Raw genomic sequence first — 26,302 nt, forward strand, 5'->3', positions numbered from 1 at the left:
GCGTCGTCCATGACACCCTGCTCCCATGTCCGTGCTCCGCTCCCTCGCCCTGTTCGTCCTCGCCGCGCTCTTCGAGATCGGCGGCGCCTGGCTCGTCTGGCAGGGCGTACGGGAGCACCGGGGGTGGGCCTGGATCGGCGCGGGGATCATCGCGCTGGGCGCGTACGGCTTCGTGGCGACGCTTCAGCCGGACGGCGAGTTCGGGCGGGTGCTCGCGGCGTACGGCGGGGTCTTCGTGGCGGGCTCGATCGCCTGGGGCATGGTCGCCGACGGCTACCGGCCGGACCGCTGGGACGTGACCGGCGCGCTGGTCTGCCTGGCCGGGATGGCCGTGATCATGTACGCCCCCCGCAACCACTGACGCCGGTCCGACCTGCCTATCCTGGCCCCGTTCGACCGTACCGTTCAGCCGTCCGAGGAGAGCCCGACCATGGCCGCAACCCCCATCGCCGTCGTCACCGGAGCGAGCAGCGGCATCGGCGCCGCGACCGCCCGGCAGCTGGCGGCCTCCGGCTACCGCGTCGTGCTCACCGCCCGCCGCAAGGACCGCATCGAGGCCCTGGCCGCCGAGCTCACCGAGGCCGGCCACCAGGCGACGGCCTACGCGCTGGACGTCACCGACCGCGCGGCGGTGGACGAGTTCGCCACCGCCTTCCGCAGCCTGGCCGTCCTGGTCAACAACGCGGGCGGCGCGCTCGGGGCCGACCCGGTCGCCACGGGCGACCCGCAGGACTGGCGGCAGATGTACGAGACGAACGTCATCGGCACGCTCAACGTCACCCAGGCCCTGCTCCCCGCGCTCACCGCGAGCGGCGACGGCACGGTGGTCATCCTCTCCTCGACGGCCGGCCTCTCCACCTACGAGGGCGGCGGCGGTTACGTGGCCGCCAAGCACGGCGAACACGTCCTGGCCGAGACCCTGCGCCTGGAGATCGTCGGCACCCCAGTCCGCGTCATCGAGATCGCCCCGGGCATGGTCAAGACCGAGGAGTTCGCGACCACCCGCTTCCGCGGCGACACGGACAAGGCCGCCAAGGTCTACGCGGGCGTGGACGCCCCCCTCACCGCCGACGACGTGGCCGACACGATCAACTGGGCGGTCACCCGCCCCAGCCACGTCAACATCGACCTCCTGGTGGTCCGCCCCCGCGCCCAGGCCTCCAACTCGAAGGTGCACCGCACCAACTGACCTCTCCGAGGTCCGTCACCCGTCCGAGGGAAAGCTCCCCGATCGCCGGAAACATCGCAGGTCACCGGCATACGGTCGGTCACAACTTCATACAGAGCGGCTCTCGGCCCGGGATTGCAGCCCGGCCGAGAGCCCGACCACCAAGGAAGTGGAGCTTCCCGTGGCCGAGCACGACCCTAACGCCCTCGCGCTTTTCGACACCGGCCTTCCGGCGCCTCGCACGAGCGGATTCATGGATCTCACCGATCCCGAGTACAGCTACATGTTCGGCTTCGTCCAGGCCGATGGTCACCTGGCCGCCGGAGCAGGCAGAAAAGGCCGCCTCACCGTCGAGATCAACGTGCGGGACATCGCCATCCTCCGCGAGTTCCAGCGGCTCACCCCGTACAACTCCAGCATCAAGGAACGCGTCCGGACCACCAACTTCTCCGAGAGTCACCACTCGGCGACCTGGACCCTCTGCTCACTCGAGGCCCGGACCGTGATGAACGAACTCGGCCTTCCCTACGGCCGCAAGTCACGACGTATCCAGCCGCCGCGCGTCGACTTCTCCCCACGCGACTACCTTCGGGGCGTGATCGACGCCGACGGTTCGCTGGGCTACACCGCCCAGGGCTTCCCGTTCGTATCGCTCACCACGGCCAGCACGGCGGTGGGCGCCTACCTCTGCTTCTACGCGAAGAAGGTCACCGGCACCCGGCGCTCGATCGCGCGGAACAGCCGGGACGGCGTCTACAACATCCTCTACATGATGGAAACCGCCGTGGCGCTGGCCGAGCACTTCTACTATCCGGGCTGCCTCGCGCTGCCTCGTAAACAGGCATCCGCAACGTCCCTCTCGTCCTGGCAGCGCCCGCCAGGACTCAAGCCTCGCGCCAAGAACCGGCGCTGGAAGCCGTGGGAGGACGAACTGCTCCTGCGATCGGGAGACGCGGCGGCCGCGGCGGTGGAACTCGACCGGACCACGGCCAGCTGTTCGGTCCGGCTGTGGCGGCTGAGATCAGGGCACATCCGGAGCTGAACCGGTAGGCGAAGGCGGGCGGGTCCCGGCCCGCCCGCCTTCAGCCCTTCACGCAGATGACCTGCTTCACCTTGGCGACGACCTCCACCAGGTCCCGCTGCTGCTCCATGACCTGCTCGATCGGCTTGTACGCCGCAGGGATCTCGTCCACGACACCGGAGTCCTTGCGGCACTCCACACCCTGCGTCTGCGCCGCCAGGTCCTTCGCGGAGAACCGCTTCTTCGCGGCGTTCCGGCTCATCCGGCGGCCGGCGCCGTGCGAGGCCGAGTTGAACGCCTTCTCGTTGCCGAGACCCTTCACGATGTACGTGGCCGTGCCCATGGACCCCGGGATGATGCCCAGCTCCCCCGCACCGGCCCGGATGGCGCCCTTGCGGGTCACCAGCAGGTCCATGCCCTCGTAGCGCTCTTCCGCCACGTAATTGTGGTGGCAGCTGACCTCCTGCTCGAAGGTCACCTTCGCCTTCTTGAACTCCTTGCGGATCACGTTCTTCAGGAGCGCCATCATGGCCGCGCGGTTGTACTTCGCGTACTCCTGCGCCCAGAACAGGTCGTTGCGGTACTCGCGCATCGGCTCGGTCTCCGCGAGGAAGACGGCCAGGTCACGGTCGACCAGGCCCTGGTTGTGCGCAAGGCCCTGCGCCCGGCCGATGTGGAAGTCGGCCAGTTCCTTGCCGATGGCACGCGAACCGGAGTGCAGCGTGAGCCACACCGCGCCGGACTCGTCCAGCGAGACCTCGATGTGGTGATTGCCCCCGCCGAGCGTCCCCATCTGCTTCGTGGCACGTTCCTGACGGAACTTGACCGCTTCGGCCACCCCGTCGAACCGCGACCAGAAGTCGTCCCAGCCGCCGGCCGCCAGGCCGTACAGGCCGGACGGGTCGACCGGGTCGTCGTGCATGCCCCGGCCGACCGGGATCGCCTGCTCGATCTTCGAGCGGAGGCCGGACAGGTCGCCGGGGAGGTCGTTCGCGGTCAGCGACGTCTTCACCGCGGACATGCCGCAGCCGATGTCCACGCCGACCGCCGCCGGGCAGACCGCGCCGTGCATCGCGATCACCGAGCCGACCGTGGCGCCCTTGCCGAAGTGGACGTCGGGCATGACGGCCAGGCCCTTGATCCAGGGCAGTGTGGCGACGTTGCGCAGCTGCTGCATCGCCACGTCCTCGACCGACGCCGGGTCGGTCCACATCCGGATGGGAACCTGCGCACCCGGTACCTCTACATACGACATAGCTCCTCGATCCCCCCGAAAAAGTCTGAAAGCGCAAAACCGGCGCCAAGATCGGCAAATGAGTCGGCCGACCGGCGTTCACAGCGGCGCGTGCGATACACATTGTGTCCACCGGCCGCCATCGGGCGGCAACCGTTTTTCGCACGAAGGGAGCCCAGGACCGTGCGACGAATGGCGTACGCGACCGGCGCCGTGCTCATCGCGGCACTCGCGGCCGGCTGCACCAGCGACACCGGAAGCGGCGAATCCGCCCCCGACGGCAAGCCGGGCACCACCCCGACCGTCTCCGCCGCACCCCCGGGCAAGTACCGCACCCTCCCCGACGCCTGCCGGGCCATCCCGCAGGCCACCCTCAAGGACCTCCTGCCCGGCACCGCCGACATGCCGGAGGCCCAGCAGGACAAGGTGTTCGAGGGAACCGCCACGGTCACGTACGACACCGACCGGCGGATCGGCTGCCGCTGGAAGTCCGACGTCCCCGAGGGCACCCGCAGCATCCACCTGGACTTCGAGCGCGTCGTCTCCTACGACACCGCCGTGAGCGACGACGACCGCGCCCGCGAGGTGTACGCGAAGAAGGAGACCGCCGCCGACCTGCCCGACACCGCCCTGCCGCCGGAGACCCCCGACGCCTCCCCCTCCGGCTCCGGCACCCCGGACGCGGGCACGGAGAGCGCGGACGGCTCGGAGGACACGGACGGCGCGGAGGGCACGGACGGCAAGGGCACGACCGGCGACACCGGCGACACCACCTCCGGGAGCCCCGCCGGCAGCCTCCAGCCCCGGCTGCTCGACAAGCTGGGCGACAGCGCGTTCCTGGACGACGCGCTCAGCCGGGCCGGCGCCCCCGCCCGCCACCGCACCGTGAGCGTGGTGTTCCGCACATCCAACGTCATCGTGACCGTCGAGTACACCGCCCAGCCGACCATGCCCACCGAGGTCCCCGACAGCCAGGAACTCCAGGAGAAGGCCCAGGCACTGGCCCGTCAGCTGGTCGATTCGTTCAACGACTGACGCCCCCGGCACCCCGCCCCGACCGCCCGCGCGCCGCTCCCCGCGCCCGCCGGTGAAGGCGGCATCCGGTCGCCGTCCGTCGTACCGTGGCCCTCCGGAGCACCACCGTCCCCCGACCGCCGCGCCATCCGAGTGAAGGAACCATGCACCGATCAGCCCCGCGACTCACCCGCATACTCGCCTGCGCCGCCGTCCCGGTGATGCTCGTCGTCGCCGGCTGCTCGTCGGACTCCGGCGACAAGGAGGCGGACTCCTCCGCCTCCGCCACGCCGGACGCGACGAAGTCGGAACCGGCCGTCGAGGCGGCGAAGTTCGCCGAGCTGCCCGACCCCTGCCAGGCGGTCGAGGCGAAGACCGTCAAGTCCCTGGTCCCCTCCGCCAAGAGCAAGAACGGCACCCGCAGCAAGTCCAGCGACGCGTCCGTCCGCGGCGGCTGCTCCTGGAACGGGCTGGCCGACAAGGGCGTCAAGGGCTCCCAGTACCGCTGGCTGGACGTCGGCTTCACCCGCTTCGCCTCGGACCAGACCCTGGGCAGCGGGGCCGCCCGCGCGGGCGACGAGTTCGACAAGCAGGTCAAGAAGACCGAGGCGGCCGACGGCGTGAAGAACGTCAGGACCGGGTCCGTCAGCGGCATCGGCGACCAGGCGACGAAGATCACGTACGACCAGTCCAAGACGGACGAGGACTTCCGGTTCGCGACGATCGTCGCCCGCACCGGGAACGTCGTCGTGGTCGTCAACTACAACGGCGCGGGTTACGCCGGTTCGAAGACGCCGGACGCCGAGACCATCCTGAAGGGCGCCACGATGGCCGCCAAGGACGCGGTCGCGGCCGTCGCCGACGCGAACGCCAAGACCGACGCGTCCCCGAAGGCGACTGACAAGGCGTCCGACGACTCCGCCAAGAAGCCCTCCGAGAAGCCCAGTTCATCGGCCAAGTCGAAGTCCTCGGACTGACGCAGGAGGCCGCCCCGGCCCCTCCCCCCGCGACACCTCTCGCACACATGTGCCAGGCTGTGCCCGCCGGAAACAAGCCACCGGCGACAGGAACAGGCGAGGGACAAGGGAACAGGGAGGGGATGGGGGGTGGCTGCGATGCAGCTGACGCGCACGCATCGGGTGCTGATCGGTCTGGTCGTGGCCGGTGCGGTGCTGATCGCCGCGATCGGCTTCGCCGGTTCGTACGCCGCGGTGCGCGAACTGGCCCTGAGCAAGGGGTTCGGGGACTTCTCGCTGGTCTTCCCGATCGGCATCGACGCGGGCATCTGCGTCCTGCTGGCCCTGGACCTGCTGCTCACCTGGCTGCGCATCCCGTTCCCGCTGCTGCGCCAGACGGCCTGGCTGCTGACGGCCGCGACGATCGCGTTCAACGGCGCCGCGGCCTGGCCCGACCCGCTCGGCGTCGGCATGCACGCGGTCATCCCCGTCCTCTTCGTCGTCGCCGTCGAGGCCGCCCGCCACGCGGTGGGCCGGATCGCGGACATCACGGCCGACAAGCACATGGAGGGCGTCCGCCTCACCCGGTGGCTGCTCTCGCCGGTCCCCACCTTCCGGCTCTGGCGCCGGATGAAGCTGTGGGAGCTCCGCAGCTACGAGCAGGTCATCAAGCTGGAGCAGGACCGGCTCATCTACCAGGCCCGCCTCCAGGCCCGCTACGGCCGCGCCTGGCGCCGACGCGCCCCCGTCGAGTCCCTGATGCCGCTGCGCCTCGCGAAGTACGGCGTCCCGCTCGCCGAGACCGGCCCCGCGGGCCTGGCCGCCGCGGGCATCGAACCCGCGCTCCTGCCCCCGGCCCCGGACCCGGCACCGCTGCCGGAGCCCGTACCGGAGCCGCTGCCCCAGGCCGCCGCCCCCGCCGTGGAGACGGCCCAGCAGCACCCGGAACTGCCGCAGACGGCGACCCCGGAGGAGCCGCAGCAGGCCCCCGGGCACCCCGCCGCCGACGCGAACGACAACCCCTGGTTCCCGGCGCAGGCGACCGCCAAGGTGTACGAGGGCACCTACGACCCGGACTTCGAGGTCGAGGGCCCGGTCCCGCACCAGGTCCCCTCGGGCCCGAACGGCCGCACCCGCCCGCTGGGCAACGTGGGCACGGTCGGCAGCACCGTCCCCGGCGGGCAGCCCGAGCAGATCCCCGTACCGGAAGCCCTGCCGGAACCCCTGCCGGAGCCCGTCCAGGAGTCCGCACAGCAGTGGACGCAGCAGGACGAGGAGTTCGCCGAGATCGCGTACGAGGTGTTCTCGGCGTTCATCGCGGAGAACAACGACTACCCGAGCGTCGCGGTGCTCGACATACACCTGTCGGACGGGCACAACGTCCGCCACCCGCGCGGCGAGGCGCTGATCCGGCAGCTGATGCCGGAGTTCAAGCGGCGCTTCCACGCGGAGCTGGAAGCCGACCACATCGCGTAACCCCGCAACGCACGAGGGGCCGCCTCCCACCCGGGAGACGGCCCCTCGGCGTATCCGTACCTACGCGCCCAGCAGGCGGCGCACCCGGTCCGCCCCCACCGCGAGCAGCAGCGTGGGCAGGCGCGGCCCCGTGTCGCGGCTGACGAGCAGCCGGTAGAGCAGGGCGAAGAAGGACCGCTGGGCGGTCTTCAGCTCGGGCGTCGGCTTGGCGTCGGGCTCCAGGCCCGCGAGCACCTTCGGCACGCCGTAGACGAGCGTGGTCAGGCCGTCCAGCGACCAGTGCGTGTCCAGGCCCTCCAGGAGCAGCCGCAGCGACTCGCGGCCCTGCTCGTCCAGCGAGCCGAGCAGCTCCTTGTCCGGCTCGTCGCGCACGACGGTGCGGGCCTCGGCCGGGACCTGGGTGGTGATCCAGCTCTCCGCGCGGTCGAGGCGCGGGCGCGCCTCGTCCAGCGAGGTGAGCGGGTTCGCCGGGTCCAGCTCGCTGAGGATGCGCAGCGTCTGGTCCTCGGCGCCCGCGGTGATGTCGGCGACCGAGGCCAGCGTGCGGTACGGCAGCGGACGCGGCGTGCTCGGGAGCTCACCGGCGGCCGTACCGATCGCGCGGGCGTAGGCGGCGGCGTCGGCCGGGAGGACCGTGCCGTCGGCGACCTTGCGGGCCAGCGAGTCCCACTCGTCGTAGAGCCGCTGGATCTCCTGGTCGAAGGCGATCTTGAAGGACTGGTTGGGCCTGCGGCGGGCGTAGAGCCAGCGCAGCAGCGGGGCCTCCATGATCTTCAGGGCGTCGGCCGGGGTGGGCACGCCGCCCTTGGAGGAGGACATCTTGGCCATGCCGGAGATCCCGACGAAGGCGTACATGGGCCCGATCGGCTGGACGCCGTCGAAGATCTCGCGGACGATCTGGCCGCCGACGACGAACGAGGAGCCGGGCGAGGAGTGGTCGACGCCGCTGGGCTCGAAGATCACGCCCTCGTAGGCCCAGCGCATGGGCCAGTCGACCTTCCAGACCAGCTTGCCCCGGTTGAACTCGCTGAGCCGGACGGTCTCGGCGAAGCCGCAGGCGGTGCAGGTGTAGTTCAGCTCGGTGGTGTCGTCGTCGTACGAGGTGACGGTGGTGAGGTCCTTCTCGCAGTTGCCGCAGTAGGGCTTGTACGGGAAGTAGCCGCCGGAGCCGCCGCTGCCGTCGTCCTCGCTCGCCGCGCCGGAGCCGGCCTCGGCCTCCAGCTCGGCCTCGTCCACCTTCTTCTGCTGCGGCTTCTTGCCGCCCTTGCCCGCGGCCGCCGGGTCCTTCTTGGTGCGGTAGCGGTCGAGGACGGCGTCGATGTCCGCGCGGTGGCGCATGGCGTGCAGGATCTGCTCGCGGTAGGTGCCCGCGAGGTACTGCTCCGTCTGGCTGATGGGGTCGTACTCGACGCCCAGCTCGTCCAGGGACGCGGTCATGGCGGCCTTGAAGTGCTCGGCCCAGTTCGGGTACGCGGACCCGGCCGGGGCGGGCACCGAGGTCAGCGGCTTGCCGATGTGCTCGGCCCAGGACGCGTCGACGCCGGGGACGCCGTTCGGCACCTTGCGGTAGCGGTCGTAGTCGTCCCAGGAGATCAGGTGGCGCACGGTGTACCCGCGGCGGCGGATCTCGTCGGCGACCAGGTGCGGGGTCATGACCTCGCGGAGGTTGCCCAGGTGGATCGGGCCCGACGGGGAGAGGCCGGAGGCGACGACGACCGGTTTGCCAGGCGCACGACGCTCCGATTCGGCGATGACCTCGTCCGCGAAGCGGGAGACCCAGTCGGTCTCGGTGCTGCTCTGACTCTGAGCCACGGTCGGCACGTCCTTCTCTCGTGTAGGACTCGTAGGGGCGCCGCCCATTCTCCCAGGTGCGGGCCGCAGCACGAAAACGGCTTTACACCCCGTGGGATACTGGGGTGATCCTTTGTCCTCTACCGAAACGGCAGCCAGACTCATGGCCTCGGTCAATTCCCTCGCTTCCACGCTCCAGCAGCAGCTGGCGGACGCCCTGACGGCAGCACTGCCGGATGCGGGCACCGCCGATCCGCTGCTGCGCCGAAGCGACCGGGCCGATTTCCAGGCCAACGGCATCCTGGCGCTCGCCAAGAAGCTCAAGGGCAACCCGCGCGAGCTGGCGACCAAGGTCACCGACGCGCTCCCGGCCTCGGACCTGATCAAGGACATCGAGGTCTCGGGCCCCGGCTTCCTGAACGTCACGCTGACCGACCGGGCGATCATCGAGACCCTGGCCGCGCGCGCCGCCGACGGCGACCGGCTCGGCGTCCCGGCGAACGAGGCGGCGGGCACCACGGTCGTCGACTACGCCCAGCCCAACGTGGCCAAGGAGATGCACGTCGGCCACCTGCGGTCCGCAGTGATCGGTGACGCGATGGTGCGGATCCTGGAGTTCACCGGCGAGTCCGTGGTCCGGCGCCACCACATCGGCGACTGGGGCACCCAGTTCGGCATGCTCATCCAGTACCTCGTGGAGCACCCGCACGAGCTGGACCACGAGGGCGGCAAGGAGGACGGCGAGGCCGCGATGTCCTCGCTGAACCGGCTCTACAAGGCGTCGCGGGCCCTGTTCGACTCGGACGAGGAGTTCAAGGCGCGCTCCCGGGACCGGGTGGTCGCGCTCCAGGCGGGCGACCCGGAGACGCTGGCCATGTGGCAGCGGTTCGTGGACGAGTCGAAGATCTACTTCTACTCGGTCTTCGACAAGCTCGACATGGAGATCAGCGACCCCGACATCGTCGGCGAGTCCGGCTACAACGACATGCTGGAGGAGACCTGCCGCATCCTGGAGGAGACGGGCGTCGCCGTCCGCTCCGAGGGTGCGCTGTGCGTCTTCTTCGACGACGTGCTGGGCCCCGACGGCAACAAGGTCCCGCTGATCGTCAAGAAGACCAACGGCGGCTACGGCTACGCGGCGACCGACCTCTCCGCGATCCGCGACCGGGTGCAGAACCTCAAGGCGGACGCCCTGCTGTACGTGGTGGACGTACGGCAGTCCCTGCACTTCAAGATGGTCTTCGAGACGGCCCGCCGGGCGGGCTGGCTGAACGACGGCGTGAAGGCGCACCAGCTGGCGTTCGGCACGGTGCTCGGCAAGGACGGCAAGCCGTTCAAGACCCGTGAGGGCGTCACGGTCCGGCTGGAGGACCTGCTGGACGAGGCCGTCGAGCGGGCGACCGCCGTGGTCCGCGAAAAGGCGGAGAAGGTCGGCCTGTCCGAGCAGGAGATCGTGGAGAACGGCCGGTACGTCGGCGTGGGCGCCGTAAAGTACGCGGACCTGTCGACCTCCGCCGTGCGGGACTACAAGTTCGACCTGGACCAGATGGTGTCGCTGAGCGGCGACACCTCGGTGTACCTCCAGTACGCGTACGCGCGTATCCAGTCGATCCTGCGCAAGGCCGGCCACGCGAAGCCGGTCGCGCACCCGGAGCTGGAGCTGGCCCCGGCCGAGCGGACGCTGGGCCTGCATCTGGACCAGTTCGGCGAGGTGCTGGCCGAGGTGGCCGCGCAGTACGAGCCGCACAAGCTGGCCGCGTACCTCTACCAGCTCGCGTCGCTCTACACGACGTTCTACGACCAGTGCCACGTGCTGAGCGAGGAGAACCCGGCCGAGGTGGTCGAGAACCGGCTGTTCCTCTGCGACCTCACCGCCCGGACCCTGCACCGGGGCATGGCCCTGCTGGGCATCCGGACGCCCGAGCGGCTCTGAGGCGCCGGGAGGGGCGGGCTTTTACGGGGCGGGGCCTTCGCGGCCCCGCCCCTCTCCGCTACTCCGGCCGCCCCAGCGTCCATCCCGATACGTCGGACAGCCTGCCCCGCCACAACGGCAGCCGCAGCGGGGCCACTCCGCCGCAGACGAGGGTCGCGTCCCGCAGGTGGATCCACCGGGGCAGGAACGGCGCGTCCTCCTCGGCCCCCAACTCCTTGAGGCCCTGGTCCACGGTCTCGGGGAACGCCGCGAGGAGGTTCGCCCCTTCGCCCTCGACCTGGCGCAGGCTGCGGGCCCACTCCGCCTTCCACGCTTCATGGCCGATCACGTCGCCGTGCAGCACTCCGGCGGGGACGGCGAGCGTCAGCGGCAGGCCGGACCGGGTCTCCCGGTCCAGGAGCTGGATCAGCAGCTGGAGTTGGAGGTCGGGCACCGGCTGGGTGATCAGGAGTGCGTCCCGGACAGGGTCGGCGGGGTCGGTCATGTGCTGTTCCCTTCGGCCGCAGCCTCTCCGGCGCCCTGATGGGCCGGAATTTCCTTGCCCCGTATGCCCCGAATGAGCGCGCTCAACCGCTGCCCCGCGGAGAGGAAAAAGGCCGGATACGCCTGGGACCTGAGGGAAGAAGAAGAATTCAGACCGTTCGACGATCATTTCTCCGGGGGCGAAAATGACTGATCTCGATTCCGCGGCGGTGTCTCCCGCGCCGCACACGATGACCCCGACCGAACCCCCGCCCACCAAGGCGGCCGACGCCCGGGCAGCCGCCAAGGCATTCGTGGCGACACTGAACCCACGACCGGCCACGACGACCATTCAGGATCTGCTGCTCCTGGTGTCCGAACTGGTGACGAACGCGCTCCGGCACGCGGGCGCGCTGACCGGACTGGCCTTCGGGGCGGACGCGGAAACGCTGTACGTGCAGGTCACCGACCCGAGTTCCGACCGACCGCAGCAGCGGATCCCCGACCTCAGCGGGGGGACGGGAGGCTTCGGCTGGCCCCTGGTGCTGCGGCTGTCCAAGAAGACCGACATCCGCGATCACCAACCACGGGGCAAGGTCATCCTCGTCGCGATGGCGCGCTGACTCACAGGAAGCGGCGCAGCGGCCGTACCGACGCCTCGCGGAGCCGCTGTGCGACGGACCTGCGCCGCCACCGCCCGCCCTCGATGCGCTCGCTCGCCTTCAGGTCCTCCGTGAAGTGGGCGTCGAGCGTGGCGGTGAGTTCCCGGTCCAGGACCGCGAGCATGACCTCCTCGTCGTGGTCCAGGGAGCGGCGGTTGATGTTCGTGGACCCGATCAGCGCGGCGACCCGGTCCACGGTGATGATCTTGGCGTGCATCATCGTCGGCTGGTAGTGGTGGATCTTCACACCGCACGCCGTCAGCTGCTCGTAGTACAGCTGCCCGGCGAGCTGGCAGACCCGCTTGTCCGTGTGGGGCCCCGGCAGCAGGATCTCGACCTCGACCCCGCGCCGTGCCGCCGCGCACATCAGCTCCACGAAGAAGGCGTCCGGGGCGAAGTAGGCCGTGGCGATCCTGACGCGTTCCTCGGCGGTCTCCAGGACGACCCGGAGCAGGGTCTGCATGTCCTGCCAGCCCACGCTGGCCGAGCCCCGCACCACCTGCACCACGGCGTCGCCCCGCGGCGGGATGTCACGGAAGCGGTCGCGTGCGTCGAAGAGTTCGTCGTGGCACTCCGCCCAGTTCTGCGCGAAGGCCGCGGCGAGTCCGTCGACGGCCGGGCCCCGTACGCGGACGTGGGTGTCCCGCCACTCGTTCTCGTTCCGCGCGTCGCCGCACCATTCCTCGGCTATCCCGACGCCGCCGGTGTACGCGGTCTCCTCGTCCACCACCAGAACCTTGCGGTGGCAGCGGTGGTTCTGCTTGAGCGGCGAGAGGTAGAGCGGCTTGCGGAACCACGCGACCTGGACGCCCGCGTCCTCCATGGCGCGCAGCTGGTCCTTCTCTATGAGCCTGCTCCCGAACCCGTCGAGCAGCAGCCGTACGCGGACCCCGGCGCGGGCGCGGTCCGCCAGGGTGGCGGCGAACTCCCGCGCGATGTCGCCGCGCCAGTAGACGAACGTCATCATGTCCACGGTGTGCTCGGCGCGGCGGATGCTGTCCAGCATCGCGGCGAAGATCGCGTCGCCGTTCCGCAGCGGGACCAGTTCGTTGCCCTCGGTGGCGGCGATGCCGATGAGCCGTTCCAGCCGCCGTCTGAGGCGCTGCGCGCGCTGCACGAGGGCGGTGTCGGCGACGGGCGCCGCTGTCCGCAGTTCCGGTCTGTCGTCGGTGCCGCTGGTCATGACGCTCCTCGGGGTGGTGGGTGGCTCGGGGGCCAGAGACCATCTTCCCCGCGCCGCGCACCATACGCCGTACGTCTGTTCGCTGACCGACGCCTCGAACGGGAGTGGGCCCGTTCGTCCTCGTGGGCGCTGAACTCCGTAACCAAGGGGGGCAAGTACCCCCATTGGTCTTGACCAATTTCCCCAAGTATGAGAATCATGGCCGGAGTCGCCACAGAAACTTCATAACTGCTCCGCAGGAGACCCACGCACCATGCGCATACCGACCTCCGCCGCCCTCGCGGCGCTCGGCGGTGCCCTCGTTCTCGGGCTCACCGTCGCTCCGGCCGTCCAGGCCGCTCCCGCCTCGGCGGACTGCACGACCGACGCCTTCGGAATCGCCGGGAAGTACGGCGAGTTCGTCCTCGGGGACGACGTCCACTCCCCCGACGCCGAAGGCGCCGTGGCGGTCGGCGGCAACGCCGACTTCAAGGGCGGGTTCAGCGTCGCCAACGAGCTGACGGCCGCCCAGGTCGACGCGCTGCCCGGCCGGGCGTCGCTCGTCGTGCGCGGCGACCTGCTCAACGGCGGTTCCGCCACCGTCGTCATGAAGGGCAACGCCGTCGTCGGTGGCGAGGTCAAGGACCGCGCGGTCGAGCTGCACAACGGCACCTTCAGTAAGAAGGCCGATCTGATCGACTTCGACGGCGAGTTCGCGAAGCTCCGGTCGTACTCGGACGCGCTGGCCAAGGAGTCGGCGACCTCCGGCGCCAAGGCGAGCCTCGACGGCAACCGGCTGACGCTGACCGGGACGGACTCCGGCCGGAACGTGTTCTCGGTCGAGGCGTCGCAGTTGGGGAAGGCCAAGGAGGTCTTCATCAAGGTCCCGGCGGGCGCGACGACGATCGTCAACGTCACCGGCCAGACGTACGACATGCAGACGGCCGGAACGACGGGCTTCTTCCTCTCGGGCGGTCAGGACTTCGTCCTGGACGACAAGCTCCAGAGCGCGGAGGACGGCGCGGTCCGCGCCAAGCTGCTGTGGAACTTCCCGAACGCCACGAAGGTCGTCAAGAACAGCCAGGCGGCCTGGCCCGGCAGCGTCCTCGCCCCGTACGCGCACCTGGAGCTGGGCACGGCCGCCCCGGTCAACGGCTCGGTGTGGGTGGCCTCGCTGCACGGTTCGGGCGGCGCGGAGACGCACCACTTCCCGTTCACCGGCTGCCTGCCCGAGGTGCCCGGCACCCCGGAGCCGAGCACGACCCCGAGCGGCACGCCCTCCACGACGCCCCCGGCGACCGCCACCCCGTCGGCCTCGGTGCCGCCGTCCGGCGACGCGACGCCGTCCGCCACCCCGTCGGGCACGACGACCCCGGGCGCCCCGGTCCCGTCGCCCAGCCCCTCGCAGCCCGAGGGCGACCTGGCGACGACCGGTAGCAGCAACATGATCCCGATCACCGTCGGAGGCGCCGTGGTCGTCGCCGCCGGGGCGGGCCTCGTGGTCATGGCCCGCCGCCGCAAGCGCGCCTGACCCACCTGAGCGGCACGCGGCCCTTCCCGGGCCGCGTGCCGCTCAGCGCTTTTCCCAGACCGAGGTGTCGTAGCGGTAGTAGTACTCCGGGCGCCCCGCGATGCTGCTCGTACGGAACGGCTTGCCGCCCTCGTCCACGCGCAGGGTGCCCGTACGACCGCCGCTGGACCAGTCCAGCTCCAGGTACCAGCTGACGTCGTGGCCCTCCACGTGCGCGTCGAGGTCGAAGACCTCCACATCGCTGGACGACACCCGGAACGGGAAGTCCTTGGCGGGCACGGTCTCGTCGCCCTGCTTCCCCGCGACCGGCCTGAGCGCCGGGCGGCTGTCGTCCAGGTCGACGTCGAAGGACTGGGGCTCGATGCCGCTGCCGCACCCCTCGCCCATCGAGAACGCCGTCTGCTGCACGGGCGCCCGCTGGCTCAGCACCTTCACCCGGAGCCCGGTCAGGACGACGGCCTGCGCGGAGGACCCCTGCACGGTCAGCTCCAGCTTCATGGAGCCCCCGTCCACCCCGCCGAGCGCCCGCGCCCAGCCCCGGGTGCTGTTGGGCGGCGGCGGGGGCGGCACGGTCGCCGGGTCCTGGCTGAGCAGGTAGTACTGCCCGCAGGGCTCCTCCCAGTTGTACGAGCTGATGGTCACCGTGGGCGGCTTCCCCGGCCCGCCCCCGGGCGCGCCGGTGGTGCGCGAGGCGGACGGCGACGTCCGTACGGAGGGACTGGCCGAACCGGCGGTCGCGGAGGCGCTGGGCCGCTTCGAGGCGCTGACCGAGGGCGAGGGGACGTCCGGGGACGCGGAGACGAAGTCCTCCCCGGGAGTGGTGCCGGGCCCGCCGGGGGCGCCCGCGGCCGCGTCGGAACCGGTCTGCTTGAGCTGGCCGATGACCACGGCGGTGGGCACGGTGAGCGCGACGACGGCCGCGGCGGCGAGGAGCACCCGCGTACGGGCGGAGGCCCGGCGCCAGCGGGAGGGGGCGGGGTCTTCGCGTACGGGCTCGTGGTCCACGGGCGCGGGCTCGGGCTCGGCGGGCTCCGGCTCGGCGGCCTCGGGCTCGACGGCCTCCGGCTCAGGCGCGGGCTGCACGGCTTCGGGCTCCACGACCGCCGCCGGAGCAGCCGCTTCCGCCTTCCCCCGCCCCCGCGCCGCGTCCGCCAGGATCCACCGGCGGTGGACCTCCACCAACTCGTCGGCGGTCGCCCCGCAGAGGCGCGCGAACCGCTCCACGGGCGCGAACTCGCCCGGGACCGCGTCCCCGTTGCAGTACCGGTGGAGCGTCGACGTACTGACGTGCAAGCGGCCCGCGAGCACCCCGTAGCTGCGCCCCGAACGGTCCTTCAGTTTCTTCAGCAGGCCCGCTAGTTCCTCGGCCTCCGGCGTCGCCACTGCGGCGTTCCCCCTCCTGGTCCGTCCCGGATCACCGTTCCAGGGACGTGGAATCTGCCCAGGTCACAGTACGCGCACGCATTCCAGCATCCCCAATGGTGCGGCGGGCGTTGCGGCCGGAATCCGTCGTGCCACAAGCTCGGACCAGACCACAGCGAACACGGGGACCGACCAGTGCGAACCCTCTTCCGCATCGAACTGACCGATGCGCTGGCGATCGCGGTGCTGATCGTGACGACCGCGATCGTCCTGCTCCTGATCTGCCAGAACTGACCACACCGGAACGACCGGACACACTCACGGGGAGTACCACCATGCGCAGCAACCGCATCCGCACCACCGTTCTCGCGGCGACCGCCGTGCTCGCCGCGCTCTCGCTCACGGCGTGCGGCGGAGCCGACGGCACCGACGCGAAGAAGCCCGCGGCATCCGTCCAGGCCACCGACGACGCCTCGACGGCCGCGCCGGACAAGGACTCGACGGCCCCCACGGACGCCGAACCGGCCTCCGACACCGCCAAGCCCGCCGAGAAGCCCGCCACCAGGCCGGCCGGGAAGCCCGCGGAGTCCGCCGGAAAGCCCGCGTCCAAGCCGCAGCCCAAGCCCAAGTCCCCGGTCGCCTGCACCGGCGCGAACACGAAGGTCACCGTCACCAAGGTGACCCGCCCGGTCAACCACCTGCTGCTCACGGTCACCAACACGGGCGACCGCCCCTGCTACGCGTACCACGCGCCGATGCTCCGCTTCGACGGCGCGCAGGCGGTCTTCCGGGTGCTCCAGGACAGCAAGCCGCAGGCCGTGGTGACGCTCGACCCGGGCCAGTCCGCGTACGCCGGGATCGGCCTGACGGGCGAGCCCAACGGCCAGAAGCCGTACCCGAGCAAGCACCTCGGCGTCACCTTCGCGGACCGCGCGAACGGTCCCATCAACGGCTCCCCGGCCGAGCTGACGCTGCCCGCCGGGACCTACTGGGACGACAACGGCTTCGTCACCTACTGGCAGAGCGAGATGTCCGACGCGCTCGTCTACTGACCGCCGAGCTCGAAGTCGAACCAGATCCGATGCGTGCCGTCGTCGTCGACGGCGATCCCGCCGCCCCCGCTGATTCCGGCGAGGGCGGCGGTCCCGCTCCCCGGCACGACCGCGAAGTACTCGCCCGCCCGGTCGCTGCCGCTGGTGGTGGCCGAGTGCACGAAGTTGAACGTCCCCTCGTGCCCGGCGAGCGCGCCCTCGAAGGACTCCATGGCGATATACGTACCGACCCCCGACGCCTGGTCGAAGGCGGCGGTGAACAGCGTCGTGGACCGCCCGGCGACCTCCCCCTCGAAGGTCTTCACGATGGTCGCCACCCCGACGGGCAGCGCGGTGGTGACCTCGGGCTCGGGCTTCAGCTCGGAGGGGACGAAGGAGTCGACGGTGAAGGTTCCGGAAGCTCTCATGCCGCGATCGTAGGGGCGGGGTACGACAGTTGAGGGTCTAGGTACAACAACTCATGTGCGGCCGTCGCACACCTGGTGGAATCGTGCCCATGTCACAGACCGATGCTCAGGACGACGCCCTGGACGACCTTCCCAAGAACCCCTGGATCGCCCCGCTGTTCTCGACGGTCATCACGCTCCCGGTCGCGTTCTACGCGCTGCTCACCAGCATGCTGATGCCGATGGCCTGCGACTCCTGCACGGAAGCGGAGGGCGACCGCTTCGACGCGAGCTTCGGCCCGGCCTTCGCGGTCTCCTGCTGCGGCCTCGCCCTGAGCCTCTGCGTACTGCTCGCGAGCTGGGTGTGCATGCGCAGGAGGCCGGCGGCCTCGGTCCTGCTCGCCGTGGCCGCCCCCCTCGCCGTCGTGTTCACCTGGATGCTCTTCATGGGCCTGGTGGACACGCCGTAGAGCCTCCGCTCAGCCCCGCAGGCGCTGTGCGACCTCCGTCGCCCAGTACGTCAGGATCTGCTGGGCGCCCGCGCGGCGGATGCCCGTCAGGCTCTCCATGATCGCCGCGTCGCGGTCGATCCAGCCCTTCTCGGCGGCGGCCTCGATCATGGAGTACTCGCCGCTGATCTGGTACGCGGCCACCGGCACGTCCGACGCCTCCGCGACCTTCGCCACAATGTCCAGGTAGGGACCGGCGGGCTTGACCATGACCATGTCCGCGCCCTCTTCGAGGTCGAGCGCCAGCTCGCGCAGCGCCTCACGGATGTTGGCCGGGTCCTGCTGGTACGTCTTGCGGTCGCCCTTGAGCGAGGAGCCGACGGCCTCGCGGAACGGGCCGTAGAACGCCGAGGAGTACTTCACGGTGTACGCGAGGATCGAGACGTCCTCGTGGCCCGTCTGGTCGAGCGCGTCGCGGATGACGCCGACCTGCCCGTCCATCATCCCGCTGGGGCCGACCACATGGGCGCCCGCGTCGGCCTGGACCTGGGCCATCTCCGCGTACCGCTCCAGGGTGGCGTCGTTGTCGACGCGGCCGTCCGCGGTCAGCACACCGCAGTGGCCGTGGTCGGTGAACTCGTCCAGGCACAGGTCCGACATGACGATGAGATCGTCGCCGACCTCCTCGCGGACCGCGCGCAGCGCCACCTGGAGGATGCCGTCCGGGTCGGTGCCCGCCGTGCCCCGGCCGTCCTTCTTCTCGTCCAGCGGGACGCCGAACAGCATGATCCCCGAGACCCCGGCCGAGACCGCGTCGACGGCCGCCTTCCGCAGGGTGTCCAGGGTGTGCTGCTGCACGCCGGGCATGGCCGAGATCGCGACCGGGGCGTCGATGCCCTCGCGGACGAACGCGGGCAGGATCAGGTTGGCCGGATCGAGCCGTGTCTCGGCGACCATCCGCCGCATCGCGGGGGTCGTCCGCAGCCGACGGGGCCGCGAGCCGGGGAAGTTTCCGTACACAGTCATCCTTCGAGCGTAGACCCGCGCGCCCCGGGCTCTTACCGACACCGGTGCCGGGAAATCTCCCGGAAAGCAGCGGGGCCCGCCCGCCTCACAGAGAGACGGACGGGCCCCGCACAACGCACCGCTCAGGTCGTCGTACGCCGCCTGCGCGCGCCCGGACGCCGCTCGCTGGGACGGGTCACCGGGTCACCGGCCTCCCGCGCCGCGTCCCTGCGCCGCGCGCCGAACTCCGCCAGCGCCTCGGCCAGCTTGTGCACCGAGGGCTCCGGCGACAGCACGTCCACCCGCAGCCCGTGCTCCTCGGCGGTCTTCGCCGTGGCCGGGCCGATACAGGCGATGACCGTCACGTTGTGCGGCTTGCCCGCGATGCCGACCAGGTTGCGCACGGTCGAGGACGAGGTGAAGAGCACCGCGTCGAAGCCGCCGCCCTTGATCGCCTCGCGGGTCTCGGCGGGCGGCGGCGAGGCGCGGACCGTGCGGTACGCGGTGACGTCGTCCACCTCCCAGCCGAGCTCGATCAGCCCGGCCACCAGGGTCTCGGTGGCGATGTCGGCGCGCGGCAGGAAGACACGGTCGATCGGGTCGAAGACCGGGTCGTACGGCGGCCAGTCCTCGAGGAGACCGGCGGCGGACTGCTCGCCCGACGGCACCAGGTCCGGCTTCACGCCGAAGTCGATCAGCGCGGCGGCGGTCTGCTCGCCGACCGCGGCGACCTTGATCCCCGCGAAGGCCCGGGCGTCGAGCCCGTACTCCTCGAACTTCTCCCGGACGGCCTTCACGGCGTTGACGCTGGTGAAGGCGATCCACTCGTACCGGCCGGTGACCAGGCCCTTGACCGCCCGCTCCATCTGCTGGGGCGTACGCGGCGGCTCGACGGCGATCGTCGGCACCTCGTGCGGCACGGCGCCGTAGGACCGCAGCTGGTCGGAGAGCGAGGCCGCCTGCTCCTTCGTACGCGGCACGAGGACCTTCCAGCCGAACATCGGCTTGGACTCGAACCACGCGAGCTGGTCGCGCTGGGCGGCGGAGCTGCGCTCCCCGACCACGGCTATGACCGGCTGGTGCCCCTCCGGCGAGGGGAGCACCTTGCCCTGCTTGAAGACCTGGGCGATCGTCCCGAGGGTCGCCGTCCAGGTGCGCTGGCGCGTCGTCGTGCCGCCGGCCGTCACGGTCAGCGGGGTGTCGGGCTTGCGGCCCGCCGCGACCAGCTCACCGGCGGCGGCGGCCACCGCGTCGAGCGAGGTCGAGATGACGCACGTGCCGTCGCTCGCGCCGACCTCGCTCCAGCAGCGGTCGGTGGCCGTACGGGCGTCGACGAACCGTACGTCCGCGCCCTGCGCGTCCCGCAGCGGCACCCCGGCGTACGCGGGCACCCCGACGGCGTTCGCGACGCCCGGGACGACCTCGAAGGGGATGCCGGCGGAGGCGCAGGCCAGCATCTCGGCGGCGGCGTTCCCGTCGAGGCCGGGGTCTCCGGCCACGGCACGGACGACCCGCCTGCCGCCCTTCGCGGCCTCCATGACAAGATTGGCCGCATCCCTGAGAACGGGCACTCCGGCGGCTGTTGACTGCGCGTCAACAACTGCCAGTTCAGGGGTGCTTACCCCTGCCCGCGCATGAAAGCGGACGACGCCGAGAACATCCGGTTCGGCGACCAGGACGTCCGCGCTCGCGAGCGCCTCGACGGCGCGCAGGGTCAGCAGTCCCGGGTCGCCGGGACCGGCGCCGAGGAAGGTGACGTGCCCTGCGGAGTGGACCGGGAAATCGGATGCGGCGGGGCCGGTGGGGCTCAAAGTGCTCGCTCCCCCATAAGACCGGCCGCACCCTTGGCAAGCATGTCGGCCGCGAGTTCGCGACCGATCGCCGCCGCGTCGTCGTGCGACGTGGGAACGGGACCGGTGGTGGACATCTGCACCAGCGAGGCACCGTCGGTGGAACCGACGACACCGCGCAGGCGCAGTTCGTTGACAGCCTGACCGTCGGCCAGGAGGTCGGCCAGCGCACCCACGGGTGCGGAGCAGCCGGCCTCCAGGGCGGCGAGCAGGGCACGCTCGGCGGTCACGGCGACCCGGGTGTACGGGTCGTCGAGCTCGGCGAGCGCGGCGGCGAGGTCGGCGCTGCTCGCAGCGCACTCGATCGCCAGTGCTCCCTGGCCGGGAGCGGGCAGCACGGTGTCGACCGGCAGGAAGTCGGTCACCTCACCGCTGCGGCCCAGACGGCTGAGCCCGGCCGCGGCGAGAACCACCGCGTCCAGCTCGCCGCTGCGTACGAACCCGATCCGGGTGTCGACGTTGCCGCGGATCGGAACGGTCTCGATGTCGAGGCCGTGGCTTCGGGCGTACGCGTTGAGCTGGGCCATGCGGCGCGGGGAGCCGGTGCCGACGCGGGCGCCGGACGGCAGCTCCGCGAAGGTCAGCCCGTCCCGGGCGATCAGCGCGTCGCGCGGGTCCTCGCGCACCGGCACCGCGGCCAGCACCAGGCCCTCGGGCTGCGCGGTCGGCAGGTCCTTGAGCGAGTGGACGGCGAAGTCCACCTCGCCGCGCAGCAGCGCCTCGCGCAGCGCGGCGACGAAGACTCCGGTCCCGCCGATCTGCGCCAGGTGCTCCCGGGAGGTGTCCCCGTACGTGGTGATCTCCACGAGTTCGACGGCGCGCCCGGTCACCTCGCTGACCGCATCGGCTACGTGGCCGGACTGGGCCATGGCGAGCTTGGATCGCCTGGTTCCCAGTCGCAGGGGTGAGTTGTCGGTCATGACCACCCTCGATTCGGGTCGTTCAGGTCTGCCCGGGAGACGGCGGCGACCGTCTGCGGGTCGAGGTCGAAGAGTTCACGCAGCGCGTCCGCGTACCCGGCGCCGCCGGGCTCGCTGGCGAGCTGTTTGACCCGCACGGTGGGCGCGTGCAGGAGCTTGTCGACCACGCGGCGCACGGTCTGCGTGATCTCGGCGCGCTGCTTCTCGTCCAGGTCGGGGAGGCGTCCGTCCAGCCGGGCGATCTCGTCCGCCACCACGCCGGCGGCCATCGTGCGCAGGGCGACGACGGTCGGGGTGATGTGGGCGGCGCGCTGGGCGGCCCCGAAGGCGGCGACCTCATCGGCGACGATGGTGCGCACCTGGTCCACATCGGCGGCCATCGGGGCGTCGGCCGACGCCTCCGCGAGCGACTCGATGTCGACGAGGCGCACACCGTCGAGGCGGCCGGCCGCCACGTCGATGTCGCGCGGCATGGCGAGGTCGAGCAGCGCCAGGCGCTCGGGGCCGGTGGACTGCGCCGGGATCAGGCCGCTCGCCGGATCGGGCACGTGGTCCTGGCCGATCGCCCCGGCGACGGCCTCGGCGGTGAGCACGAGTCCGGTGGCGCCGGTGCAGGAGACGGCGATGTCGGCACGTGTCAGTTCGCCGGTGACCTCGGCCATCTCCACGGCCCGGGCGCGCACCCCCGTACCGCCGGGCTGGTTCAGGATCTCGACCAGCCGGTCGGCGCGGGCCCGGGTGCGGTTGGCGACGGCGATCTCGGCGACGCCGGAGCGGGCCAGCGTCGCGGCGGCCAGCGAGGACATGGAGCCGGCGCCGATGACGAGGGCGCGCTTGCCCCTGGCCCAGGCGGCGGTGTCGGGGCCGTCGGCGAGCTGTTCCAGGCCGAAGGTGACGAGCGACTGCCCGGCCCGGTCGATCCCGGTCTCGCTGTGGGCGCGCTTGCCGACGCGCAGGGCCTGCTGGAAGAGGTCGTTGAGCAGCCGGCCCGCGGTGTGCAGCTCCTGGCCGAGGGCGAGCGCGTCCTTGATCTGGCCGAGGATCTGGCCCTCGCCGACGACCATCGAGTCGAGCCCGCAGGCCACCGAGAACAGGTGGTGGACGGCCCGGTCCTCGTAGTGCACGTAGAGATACGGAGTGAGCTCGTCCAGGCCGACGCCGCTGTGCTGGGCGAGGAGCGTGGACAGCTCGGCGACGCCCGCGTGGAACTTGTCCACGTCGGCGTACAGCTCGATGCGGTTGCAGGTGGCCAGGACGGTGGCCTCGGCGGCGGGCTCGGCCGCCAGGGTGTCCTGGAGCAGCTTGGCCTGGGTGTCGGCGGCCAGCGAGGCGCGTTCCAGTACGGAGACGGGGGCGCTGCGGTGGCTCAGACCCACGAGGAGCAGGCTCATGCCGGCATCACGGCGGGCATGTCCCCGTCGGGTCCCTTCCGGCCGGTGGTGGTGGCGCGCACGGGCGGCGCGGCCGGGTCGGGCGCGTTGTCGACGCCCTCCTCACCGGCCTTGCGCTGCTCGTGGAAGGCGAGGATCTGGAGCTCGATGGAGAGGTCCACCTTGCGCACGTCGACGCCCTCGGGCACGGAGAGGACGGTCGGCGCGAAGTTCAGGATCGAGGTGACACCGGCGGCGACGAGCCGGTCGCACACCTGCTGGGCGGCGCCGGGCGGGGTGGTGATCACGCCGATGGAGACGCCGTTCTCGCTGATGATGCGGTCGAGGTCGTCGGCGTGCTGGACGGGGATGCCCGCGACGGGCGTACCGGCCATCGCCGGGTCGGCGTCGATGAGCGCGGCGACGCGGAAGCCGCGGGAGGCGAAGCCGCCGTAGTTGGCGAGGGCCGCGCCGAGGTTTCCGATGCCGACGATGGCGACCGGCCAGTCCTGGGTGAGGCCGAGCTCGCGCGAGATCTGGTAGACGAGATACTCGACGTCGTAGCCGACGCCGCGCGTCCCGTACGAGCCGAGATAGCTGAAGTCCTTGCGCAGCTTCGCGGAGTTGACCCCCGCCGCCGCGGCGAGCTCCTCGGAGGAGACCGTGGGGACCGAGCGCTCGGAGAGCGCGGTCAGCGCGCGGAGATACAGCGGAAGTCGGGCGACGGTGGCCTCGGGAATTCCTCGGCTACGGGTCGCCGGTCGGTGATTTCGGCCAGTTGCCACGGTGCTCCTGCGGGATGAGCGGGGCTTTAGGCGGCCGTATGTCCCAAGACCGCCCCGTCGAATGCAGGCTATGTCTTTGTGAACGCGTGCACAAAGATTGTGTCCGGTTTGTCCGGTCAAAGTGACCGGGGTCACGCACATCCGTCGCGCGATCCAGGAACCATGGACCGCATCAGCCCGTTGCAGGCCCGAAGGGGGCAAAGCAGCACACACTCCTCACAGCCACGCCCCCGAGACCACTCAAAACGCCCACGATGGTAACCGGGTTTCCGTCAGGAAAGCAGCGCGCTGCGCAGTCTCGCCGGGTCGACCCGCCAGAACGTGTGCTGTTCGTTATCCACGAGCACGACGGGGATCTGCTCCCAGTACTCCCGGTACAGCTCCTCGTCCTGGGTGATGTCCTTCTCCTCCCAGGAGGCACCGGTCTCCTCGCAGACCGCCCGGACCACCGCGCGGGCGTCGTCACACAGGTGACAGCCGGGCTTTCCCACCAGGGTCACCACACGCTCGGCGGGACTCTTCTTCCTACGACGCAGCAAGGCACTCATACCTCTCATTCTCGGCCCCGTCCGGGAGCCCCCGGACACCAGGAGTTCACACCACCGCACCACGGTGGATCCGGAACGGCCGGGCCGACTGGCTATGCTCGACCGCATGGCCGCTCTTGGATGGCTCACCCCCCGCAGGCGTTCCGCCACGGCTCGCAGCGTGCTGGCGGGCGAGGCGGCGGCGGAGGCCGCGCGGAAGTCCTCGCTCGAAGCCGAATCCGCCGCCGAGGCCGAGCCGGAGGAGCCGGAGTTCCCCGTCGTCGGCGACGAACGGGCCGCCGCCTTCTTCGACCTCGACAACACCGTGATGCAGGGCGCCGCGCTCTTCCACTTCGGCCGCGGCCTGTACAAGCGGAAGTTCTTCGAGCGCCGCGAGCTCACCCGGTTCGCCTGGCAGCAGGCGTGGTTCCGGCTGGCCGGCGTCGAGGATCCGGAACACATGCAGGACGCCCGCGACAGCGCGCTGTCCATCGTGAAGGGCCACCGCGTCTCCGAGCTGATGTCCATCGGCGAGGAGATCTACGACGAGTACATGGCCGACCGCATCTGGCCCGGCACCCGCGCCCTGGCCCAGGCCCACCTGGACGCCGGCCAGCGGGTCTGGCTGGTCACCGCCGCCCCGGTGGAGACCGCCACGATCATCGCCCGCCGGCTCGGCCTGACCGGGGCGCTCGGCACGGTCGCCGAATCGGTCGACGGGGTCTACACCGGCCGCCTGGTCGGCGAACCCCTGCACGGCCCCGCGAAGGCCGAGGCGGTCCGCGCCCTGGCGGCGGCGGAGGGCCTGGACCTGGCGCGCTGCGCCGCGTACAGCGACTCGCACAACGACATCCCGATGCTGTCGCTGGTGGGCCACCCGTACGCGATCAACCCGGACACCAAGCTCCGCAAGCACGCCCGGGCCCGCGACTGGCGGCTGCGCGACTACCGCACCGGCCGCAAGGCGGCCAAGGTCGGCATTCCGGCCGCCGCCGGGGTCGGCGCCCTCGCGGGCGGCACGGCCGCGGCCGTCGCCCTGCACCGCCGCCGCCGCTGAATCTCCGTCGGCATCCGCTGACTCTCCGCGCCCGCGTGCGTCAACACGGCACACCCTTTTCACCGGCCACAACCCGTCGCCCCCGCAGACAGATTCCGAAGCGATTCGATCAACAAGCGATCACGACCTGTGACTTGTTGCGTCGAAAAGTTGGCACGGAAGCGACGCAACCGGTGATTTGTGCAACTGGGCGTAGTGCGGCCTGTACGAAGCGTTATTCTCCTCAGACGCATTCCGGACCCGCCACTCACTACGACGAGTGATGGTTTCGCACTGCTCGTGATGGAAGCTCTGCCTCTGGGAGTCCCGTGTACCCACACGTCGGGGTTGACGCCTCGGGCCTGGCTACGCTGCGCGCATCAGTAGCCGAACGCATGCGCGGCTTCGTCCCCACCGCGTACGCCGTACCCGCATTCGCCGCCCCTGTACCTGCCGGCCCCTGCTACGCCCTGGCCGAACGCGCCGCGGCGGTGGGAAGACGCGGCACCCGCGCGGCGGCGACCACCGCCGCCCCGGTGCGGCGGCCTGCCGCCGACAGCGACAGCGCGCGCATGATGGAGCTCGTCGAGCGCGCCCAGGCCGGCGAGGCCGACGCCTTCGGACGCCTCTACGACCAGTACAGCGACACCGTCTACCGGTACATCTACTACCGCGTGGGCAGCAAGGCGACGGCGGAGGACCTCACCAGCGAGACCTTCCTGCGCGCCCTGCGCCGCATCTCCACCTTCACCTGGCAGGGCCGTGACTTCGGCGCCTGGCTGGTCACGATCGCGCGCAACCTGGTCGCCGACCACTTCAAATCCAGTCGTTTCCGGCTGGAAGTGACCACGGGCGAAATGCTCGACGCCAACGAGGTCGCCCGCAGCCCCGAGGACTCCGTCCTGGAGTCGCTCTCCAACGAGGCGCTCCTCCAGGCCGTCCGCCGCCTCAACCCCCAGCAGCAGGAGTGCGTCACCCTGCGCTTCCTGCAAGGGCTCTCGGTCGCCGAGACCGCCCGTGTCATGGGCAAGAACGAGGGCGCGATCAAGACCCTCCAGTACCGTGCCGTCCGCACCCTCGCCCGGCTCCTCCCGGACGATGCCCGCTGACGGCTCCCCCCGCCGGGCCGTTCCCGGCGTTGCGTGCATCA

General features: G+C 71.1%; 25 protein-coding genes. 13 read left to right on the forward strand and 12 right to left on the reverse strand.

Annotated features, from left to right (window positions below):
- Positions 1–25: 25 nt before the first annotated feature.
- The 3 genes from AMK18_RS28485 to AMK18_RS28495 all read left to right on the forward strand — a co-directional run bounded on the left by AMK18_RS28485 (position 26) and on the right by AMK18_RS28495 (position 2,210).
- Positions 26–361, forward strand: a complete 336-nt coding sequence (locus AMK18_RS28485; protein ID WP_073865020.1) for a YnfA family protein — start codon at positions 26–28, stop codon at positions 359–361.
- Between the two features lie 69 nt (positions 362–430).
- The gene (locus tag AMK18_RS28490) at positions 431–1,189 is read left to right on the forward strand and encodes an SDR family NAD(P)-dependent oxidoreductase (RefSeq protein ID WP_073865021.1); all 759 of its coding nucleotides are present in this window, start codon (positions 431–433) and stop codon (positions 1,187–1,189) included.
- A gap of 160 nt (positions 1,190–1,349) precedes the next feature.
- Entirely contained in the window at positions 1,350–2,210 is an 861-nt protein-coding gene (locus AMK18_RS28495) for a hypothetical protein (protein WP_073865022.1), read from the forward strand.
- 40 nt (positions 2,211–2,250) lie between these two features.
- Here the strand turns inward: AMK18_RS28495 and AMK18_RS28500 are convergent, their stop codons facing one another.
- Positions 2,251–3,444, reverse strand: a complete 1,194-nt coding sequence (locus AMK18_RS28500) for an RtcB family protein (protein ID WP_073865023.1) — start codon at positions 3,442–3,444, stop codon at positions 2,251–2,253.
- A 171-nt stretch (positions 3,445–3,615) separates the two neighbouring features.
- On the opposite strand from AMK18_RS28500, the gene AMK18_RS28505 reads away from it, so the two are divergent.
- The 3 genes from AMK18_RS28505 to AMK18_RS28515 all read left to right on the forward strand — a co-directional run bounded on the left by AMK18_RS28505 (position 3,616) and on the right by AMK18_RS28515 (position 6,869).
- Positions 3,616–4,458: a hypothetical protein gene (locus AMK18_RS28505; protein ID WP_073865024.1), complete on the forward strand. Its 843-nt coding sequence runs from the start codon at positions 3,616–3,618 to the stop codon at positions 4,456–4,458.
- 143 nt (positions 4,459–4,601) lie between these two features.
- Positions 4,602–5,414 carry a DUF3558 domain-containing protein gene (locus AMK18_RS28510; protein WP_073865025.1) on the forward strand — a complete coding sequence of 271 codons (813 nt, stop codon included), beginning with the start codon at positions 4,602–4,604 and terminating at the stop codon, positions 5,412–5,414.
- A gap of 138 nt (positions 5,415–5,552) precedes the next feature.
- Complete coding sequence (locus AMK18_RS28515) at positions 5,553–6,869, forward strand: DUF2637 domain-containing protein (protein WP_073865026.1); 1,317 nt, start codon at positions 5,553–5,555, stop codon at positions 6,867–6,869.
- Between the two features lie 60 nt (positions 6,870–6,929).
- Here the strand turns inward: AMK18_RS28515 and lysS are convergent, their stop codons facing one another.
- Entirely contained in the window at positions 6,930–8,690 is a 1,761-nt protein-coding gene (gene lysS, locus AMK18_RS28520; RefSeq protein WP_020207477.1) for a lysine--tRNA ligase, read from the reverse strand.
- A 133-nt stretch (positions 8,691–8,823) separates the two neighbouring features.
- Between lysS and argS the strand changes: the two genes are divergently transcribed.
- The gene (gene argS, locus AMK18_RS28525) at positions 8,824–10,593 is read left to right on the forward strand and encodes an arginine--tRNA ligase (protein WP_073865027.1); all 1,770 of its coding nucleotides are present in this window, start codon (positions 8,824–8,826) and stop codon (positions 10,591–10,593) included.
- Between the two features lie 58 nt (positions 10,594–10,651).
- Here argS and AMK18_RS28530 read toward each other — a convergent pair whose 3' ends face one another.
- Positions 10,652–11,077 (reverse strand): hypothetical protein, encoded by a 426-nt coding sequence (locus AMK18_RS28530; RefSeq protein WP_073865028.1) that lies wholly within the window; start codon positions 11,075–11,077, stop codon positions 10,652–10,654.
- A gap of 229 nt (positions 11,078–11,306) precedes the next feature.
- Here AMK18_RS28530 and AMK18_RS28535 point away from each other — a divergent pair, with 229 nt between their 5' ends.
- Positions 11,307–11,678: an ATP-binding protein gene (locus tag AMK18_RS28535; protein ID WP_073865029.1), complete on the forward strand. Its 372-nt coding sequence runs from the start codon at positions 11,307–11,309 to the stop codon at positions 11,676–11,678.
- A gap of 1 nt (position 11,679) precedes the next feature.
- Here the strand turns inward: AMK18_RS28535 and AMK18_RS28540 are convergent, their stop codons facing one another.
- Positions 11,680–12,900 (reverse strand): phospholipase D-like domain-containing protein, encoded by a 1,221-nt coding sequence (locus AMK18_RS28540; RefSeq protein ID WP_073865030.1) that lies wholly within the window; start codon positions 12,898–12,900, stop codon positions 11,680–11,682.
- Between the two features lie 253 nt (positions 12,901–13,153).
- On the opposite strand from AMK18_RS28540, the gene AMK18_RS28545 reads away from it, so the two are divergent.
- Positions 13,154–14,410, forward strand: a complete 1,257-nt coding sequence (locus AMK18_RS28545; protein WP_073865031.1) for a choice-of-anchor A family protein — start codon at positions 13,154–13,156, stop codon at positions 14,408–14,410.
- Between the two features lie 42 nt (positions 14,411–14,452).
- On the opposite strand, the gene AMK18_RS28550 is transcribed toward AMK18_RS28545, so the two are convergent.
- Positions 14,453–15,793: a helix-turn-helix domain-containing protein gene (locus AMK18_RS28550; RefSeq protein WP_073865032.1), complete on the reverse strand. Its 1,341-nt coding sequence runs from the start codon at positions 15,791–15,793 to the stop codon at positions 14,453–14,455.
- Positions 15,794–16,107: 314 nt separating this feature from the next.
- Here AMK18_RS28550 and AMK18_RS28555 point away from each other — a divergent pair, with 314 nt between their 5' ends.
- The gene (locus AMK18_RS28555; protein ID WP_073865033.1) at positions 16,108–16,824 is read left to right on the forward strand and encodes a DUF4232 domain-containing protein; all 717 of its coding nucleotides are present in this window, start codon (positions 16,108–16,110) and stop codon (positions 16,822–16,824) included.
- Here AMK18_RS28555 and AMK18_RS28560 read toward each other — a convergent pair.
- On the reverse strand, positions 16,818–17,231 hold the full coding sequence (locus tag AMK18_RS28560) for a DUF3224 domain-containing protein (RefSeq protein WP_073865034.1): 414 nt from the start codon (positions 17,229–17,231) through the stop codon (positions 16,818–16,820). The genes AMK18_RS28555 and AMK18_RS28560 overlap by 7 nt on opposite strands.
- 89 nt (positions 17,232–17,320) lie before the next feature.
- Here AMK18_RS28560 and AMK18_RS28565 point away from each other — a divergent pair, with 89 nt between their 5' ends.
- The gene (locus AMK18_RS28565) at positions 17,321–17,680 is read left to right on the forward strand and encodes a hypothetical protein (RefSeq protein ID WP_073865035.1); all 360 of its coding nucleotides are present in this window, start codon (positions 17,321–17,323) and stop codon (positions 17,678–17,680) included.
- A gap of 9 nt (positions 17,681–17,689) precedes the next feature.
- On the opposite strand, the gene hemB is transcribed toward AMK18_RS28565, so the two are convergent.
- The 6 genes from hemB to AMK18_RS28595 form a co-directional block, all read right to left on the reverse strand.
- Complete coding sequence (hemB, locus tag AMK18_RS28570) at positions 17,690–18,685, reverse strand: porphobilinogen synthase (RefSeq protein ID WP_198957099.1); 996 nt, start codon at positions 18,683–18,685, stop codon at positions 17,690–17,692.
- A gap of 122 nt (positions 18,686–18,807) precedes the next feature.
- Positions 18,808–20,475 carry a uroporphyrinogen-III synthase gene (locus tag AMK18_RS28575; protein ID WP_026171682.1) on the reverse strand — a complete coding sequence of 556 codons (1,668 nt, stop codon included), beginning with the start codon at positions 20,473–20,475 and terminating at the stop codon, positions 18,808–18,810.
- A complete protein-coding gene (gene hemC, locus AMK18_RS28580; RefSeq protein WP_018104367.1) occupies positions 20,472–21,434 on the reverse strand; it encodes a hydroxymethylbilane synthase in 963 nt (320 codons plus the stop codon). The genes AMK18_RS28575 and hemC overlap by 4 nt, the downstream gene beginning before the upstream one ends.
- Positions 21,431–22,825 (reverse strand): glutamyl-tRNA reductase, encoded by a 1,395-nt coding sequence (locus tag AMK18_RS28585; protein WP_073865036.1) that lies wholly within the window; start codon positions 22,823–22,825, stop codon positions 21,431–21,433. The genes hemC and AMK18_RS28585 overlap by 4 nt, the downstream gene beginning before the upstream one ends.
- Positions 22,822–23,589 (reverse strand): redox-sensing transcriptional repressor Rex, encoded by a 768-nt coding sequence (locus AMK18_RS28590; protein WP_018104369.1) that lies wholly within the window; start codon positions 23,587–23,589, stop codon positions 22,822–22,824. Before AMK18_RS28590 ends, AMK18_RS28585 begins: the two co-directional genes overlap by 4 nt.
- A 272-nt stretch (positions 23,590–23,861) precedes the next feature.
- A complete protein-coding gene (locus AMK18_RS28595; protein WP_073865037.1) occupies positions 23,862–24,137 on the reverse strand; it encodes a glutaredoxin family protein in 276 nt (91 codons plus the stop codon).
- Positions 24,138–24,243: 106 nt separating this feature from the next.
- Between AMK18_RS28595 and AMK18_RS28600 the strand changes: the two genes are divergently transcribed.
- Both AMK18_RS28600 and AMK18_RS28605 read left to right on the forward strand, forming a co-directional pair.
- Positions 24,244–25,173, forward strand: a complete 930-nt coding sequence (locus tag AMK18_RS28600; RefSeq protein WP_026171684.1) for an HAD family hydrolase — start codon at positions 24,244–24,246, stop codon at positions 25,171–25,173.
- A 308-nt stretch (positions 25,174–25,481) separates the two neighbouring features.
- Positions 25,482–26,261 (forward strand): ECF subfamily RNA polymerase sigma factor, BldN family, encoded by a 780-nt coding sequence (locus AMK18_RS28605; protein ID WP_026171685.1) that lies wholly within the window; start codon positions 25,482–25,484, stop codon positions 26,259–26,261.
- Positions 26,262–26,302 lie beyond the last annotated feature (41 nt).

It is taken from the genome of Streptomyces sp. CB01249, from assembly GCF_001905735.1.
Taxonomy (GTDB): Bacteria; Actinomycetota; Actinomycetes; order Streptomycetales; family Streptomycetaceae; genus Streptomyces.

Bases quoted from the DNA above. Each gene is read 5' to 3' on its own strand.
- AMK18_RS28600 (WP_026171684.1), top strand. From the start codon at position 24,244: ATGGCCGCTCTTGGATGGCTCACCCCCCGCAGGCGTTCCGCCACGGCT.
- AMK18_RS28535 (WP_073865029.1), top strand. From the start codon at position 11,307: ATGACCCCGACCGAACCCCCGCCCACCAAGGCGGCCGACGCCCGGGCA.
- AMK18_RS28505 (WP_073865024.1), top strand. From the start codon at position 3,616: ATGGCGTACGCGACCGGCGCCGTGCTCATCGCGGCACTCGCGGCCGGC.
- AMK18_RS28500 (WP_073865023.1), bottom strand. From the start codon at position 3,444: ATGTCGTATGTAGAGGTACCGGGTGCGCAGGTTCCCATCCGGATGTGG.
- AMK18_RS28555 (WP_073865033.1), top strand. From the start codon at position 16,108: ATGCGCAGCAACCGCATCCGCACCACCGTTCTCGCGGCGACCGCCGTG.
- hemC (WP_018104367.1), bottom strand. From the start codon at position 21,434: ATGACCGACAACTCACCCCTGCGACTGGGAACCAGGCGATCCAAGCTC.
- AMK18_RS28585 (WP_073865036.1), bottom strand. From the start codon at position 22,825: ATGAGCCTGCTCCTCGTGGGTCTGAGCCACCGCAGCGCCCCCGTCTCC.
- argS (WP_073865027.1), top strand. From the start codon at position 8,824: ATGGCCTCGGTCAATTCCCTCGCTTCCACGCTCCAGCAGCAGCTGGCG.
- AMK18_RS28485 (WP_073865020.1), top strand. From the start codon at position 26: ATGTCCGTGCTCCGCTCCCTCGCCCTGTTCGTCCTCGCCGCGCTCTTC.
- AMK18_RS28490 (WP_073865021.1), top strand. From the start codon at position 431: ATGGCCGCAACCCCCATCGCCGTCGTCACCGGAGCGAGCAGCGGCATC.
- AMK18_RS28540 (WP_073865030.1), bottom strand. From the start codon at position 12,900: ATGACCAGCGGCACCGACGACAGACCGGAACTGCGGACAGCGGCGCCC.
- hemB (WP_198957099.1), bottom strand. From the start codon at position 18,685: ATGACTGTGTACGGAAACTTCCCCGGCTCGCGGCCCCGTCGGCTGCGG.
- AMK18_RS28595 (WP_073865037.1), bottom strand. From the start codon at position 24,137: ATGAGTGCCTTGCTGCGTCGTAGGAAGAAGAGTCCCGCCGAGCGTGTG.
- AMK18_RS28560 (WP_073865034.1), bottom strand. From the start codon at position 17,231: ATGAGAGCTTCCGGAACCTTCACCGTCGACTCCTTCGTCCCCTCCGAG.
- AMK18_RS28545 (WP_073865031.1), top strand. From the start codon at position 13,154: ATGCGCATACCGACCTCCGCCGCCCTCGCGGCGCTCGGCGGTGCCCTC.
- AMK18_RS28515 (WP_073865026.1), top strand. From the start codon at position 5,553: ATGCAGCTGACGCGCACGCATCGGGTGCTGATCGGTCTGGTCGTGGCC.
- AMK18_RS28530 (WP_073865028.1), bottom strand. From the start codon at position 11,077: ATGACCGACCCCGCCGACCCTGTCCGGGACGCACTCCTGATCACCCAG.
- AMK18_RS28565 (WP_073865035.1), top strand. From the start codon at position 17,321: ATGTCACAGACCGATGCTCAGGACGACGCCCTGGACGACCTTCCCAAG.
- AMK18_RS28510 (WP_073865025.1), top strand. From the start codon at position 4,602: ATGCACCGATCAGCCCCGCGACTCACCCGCATACTCGCCTGCGCCGCC.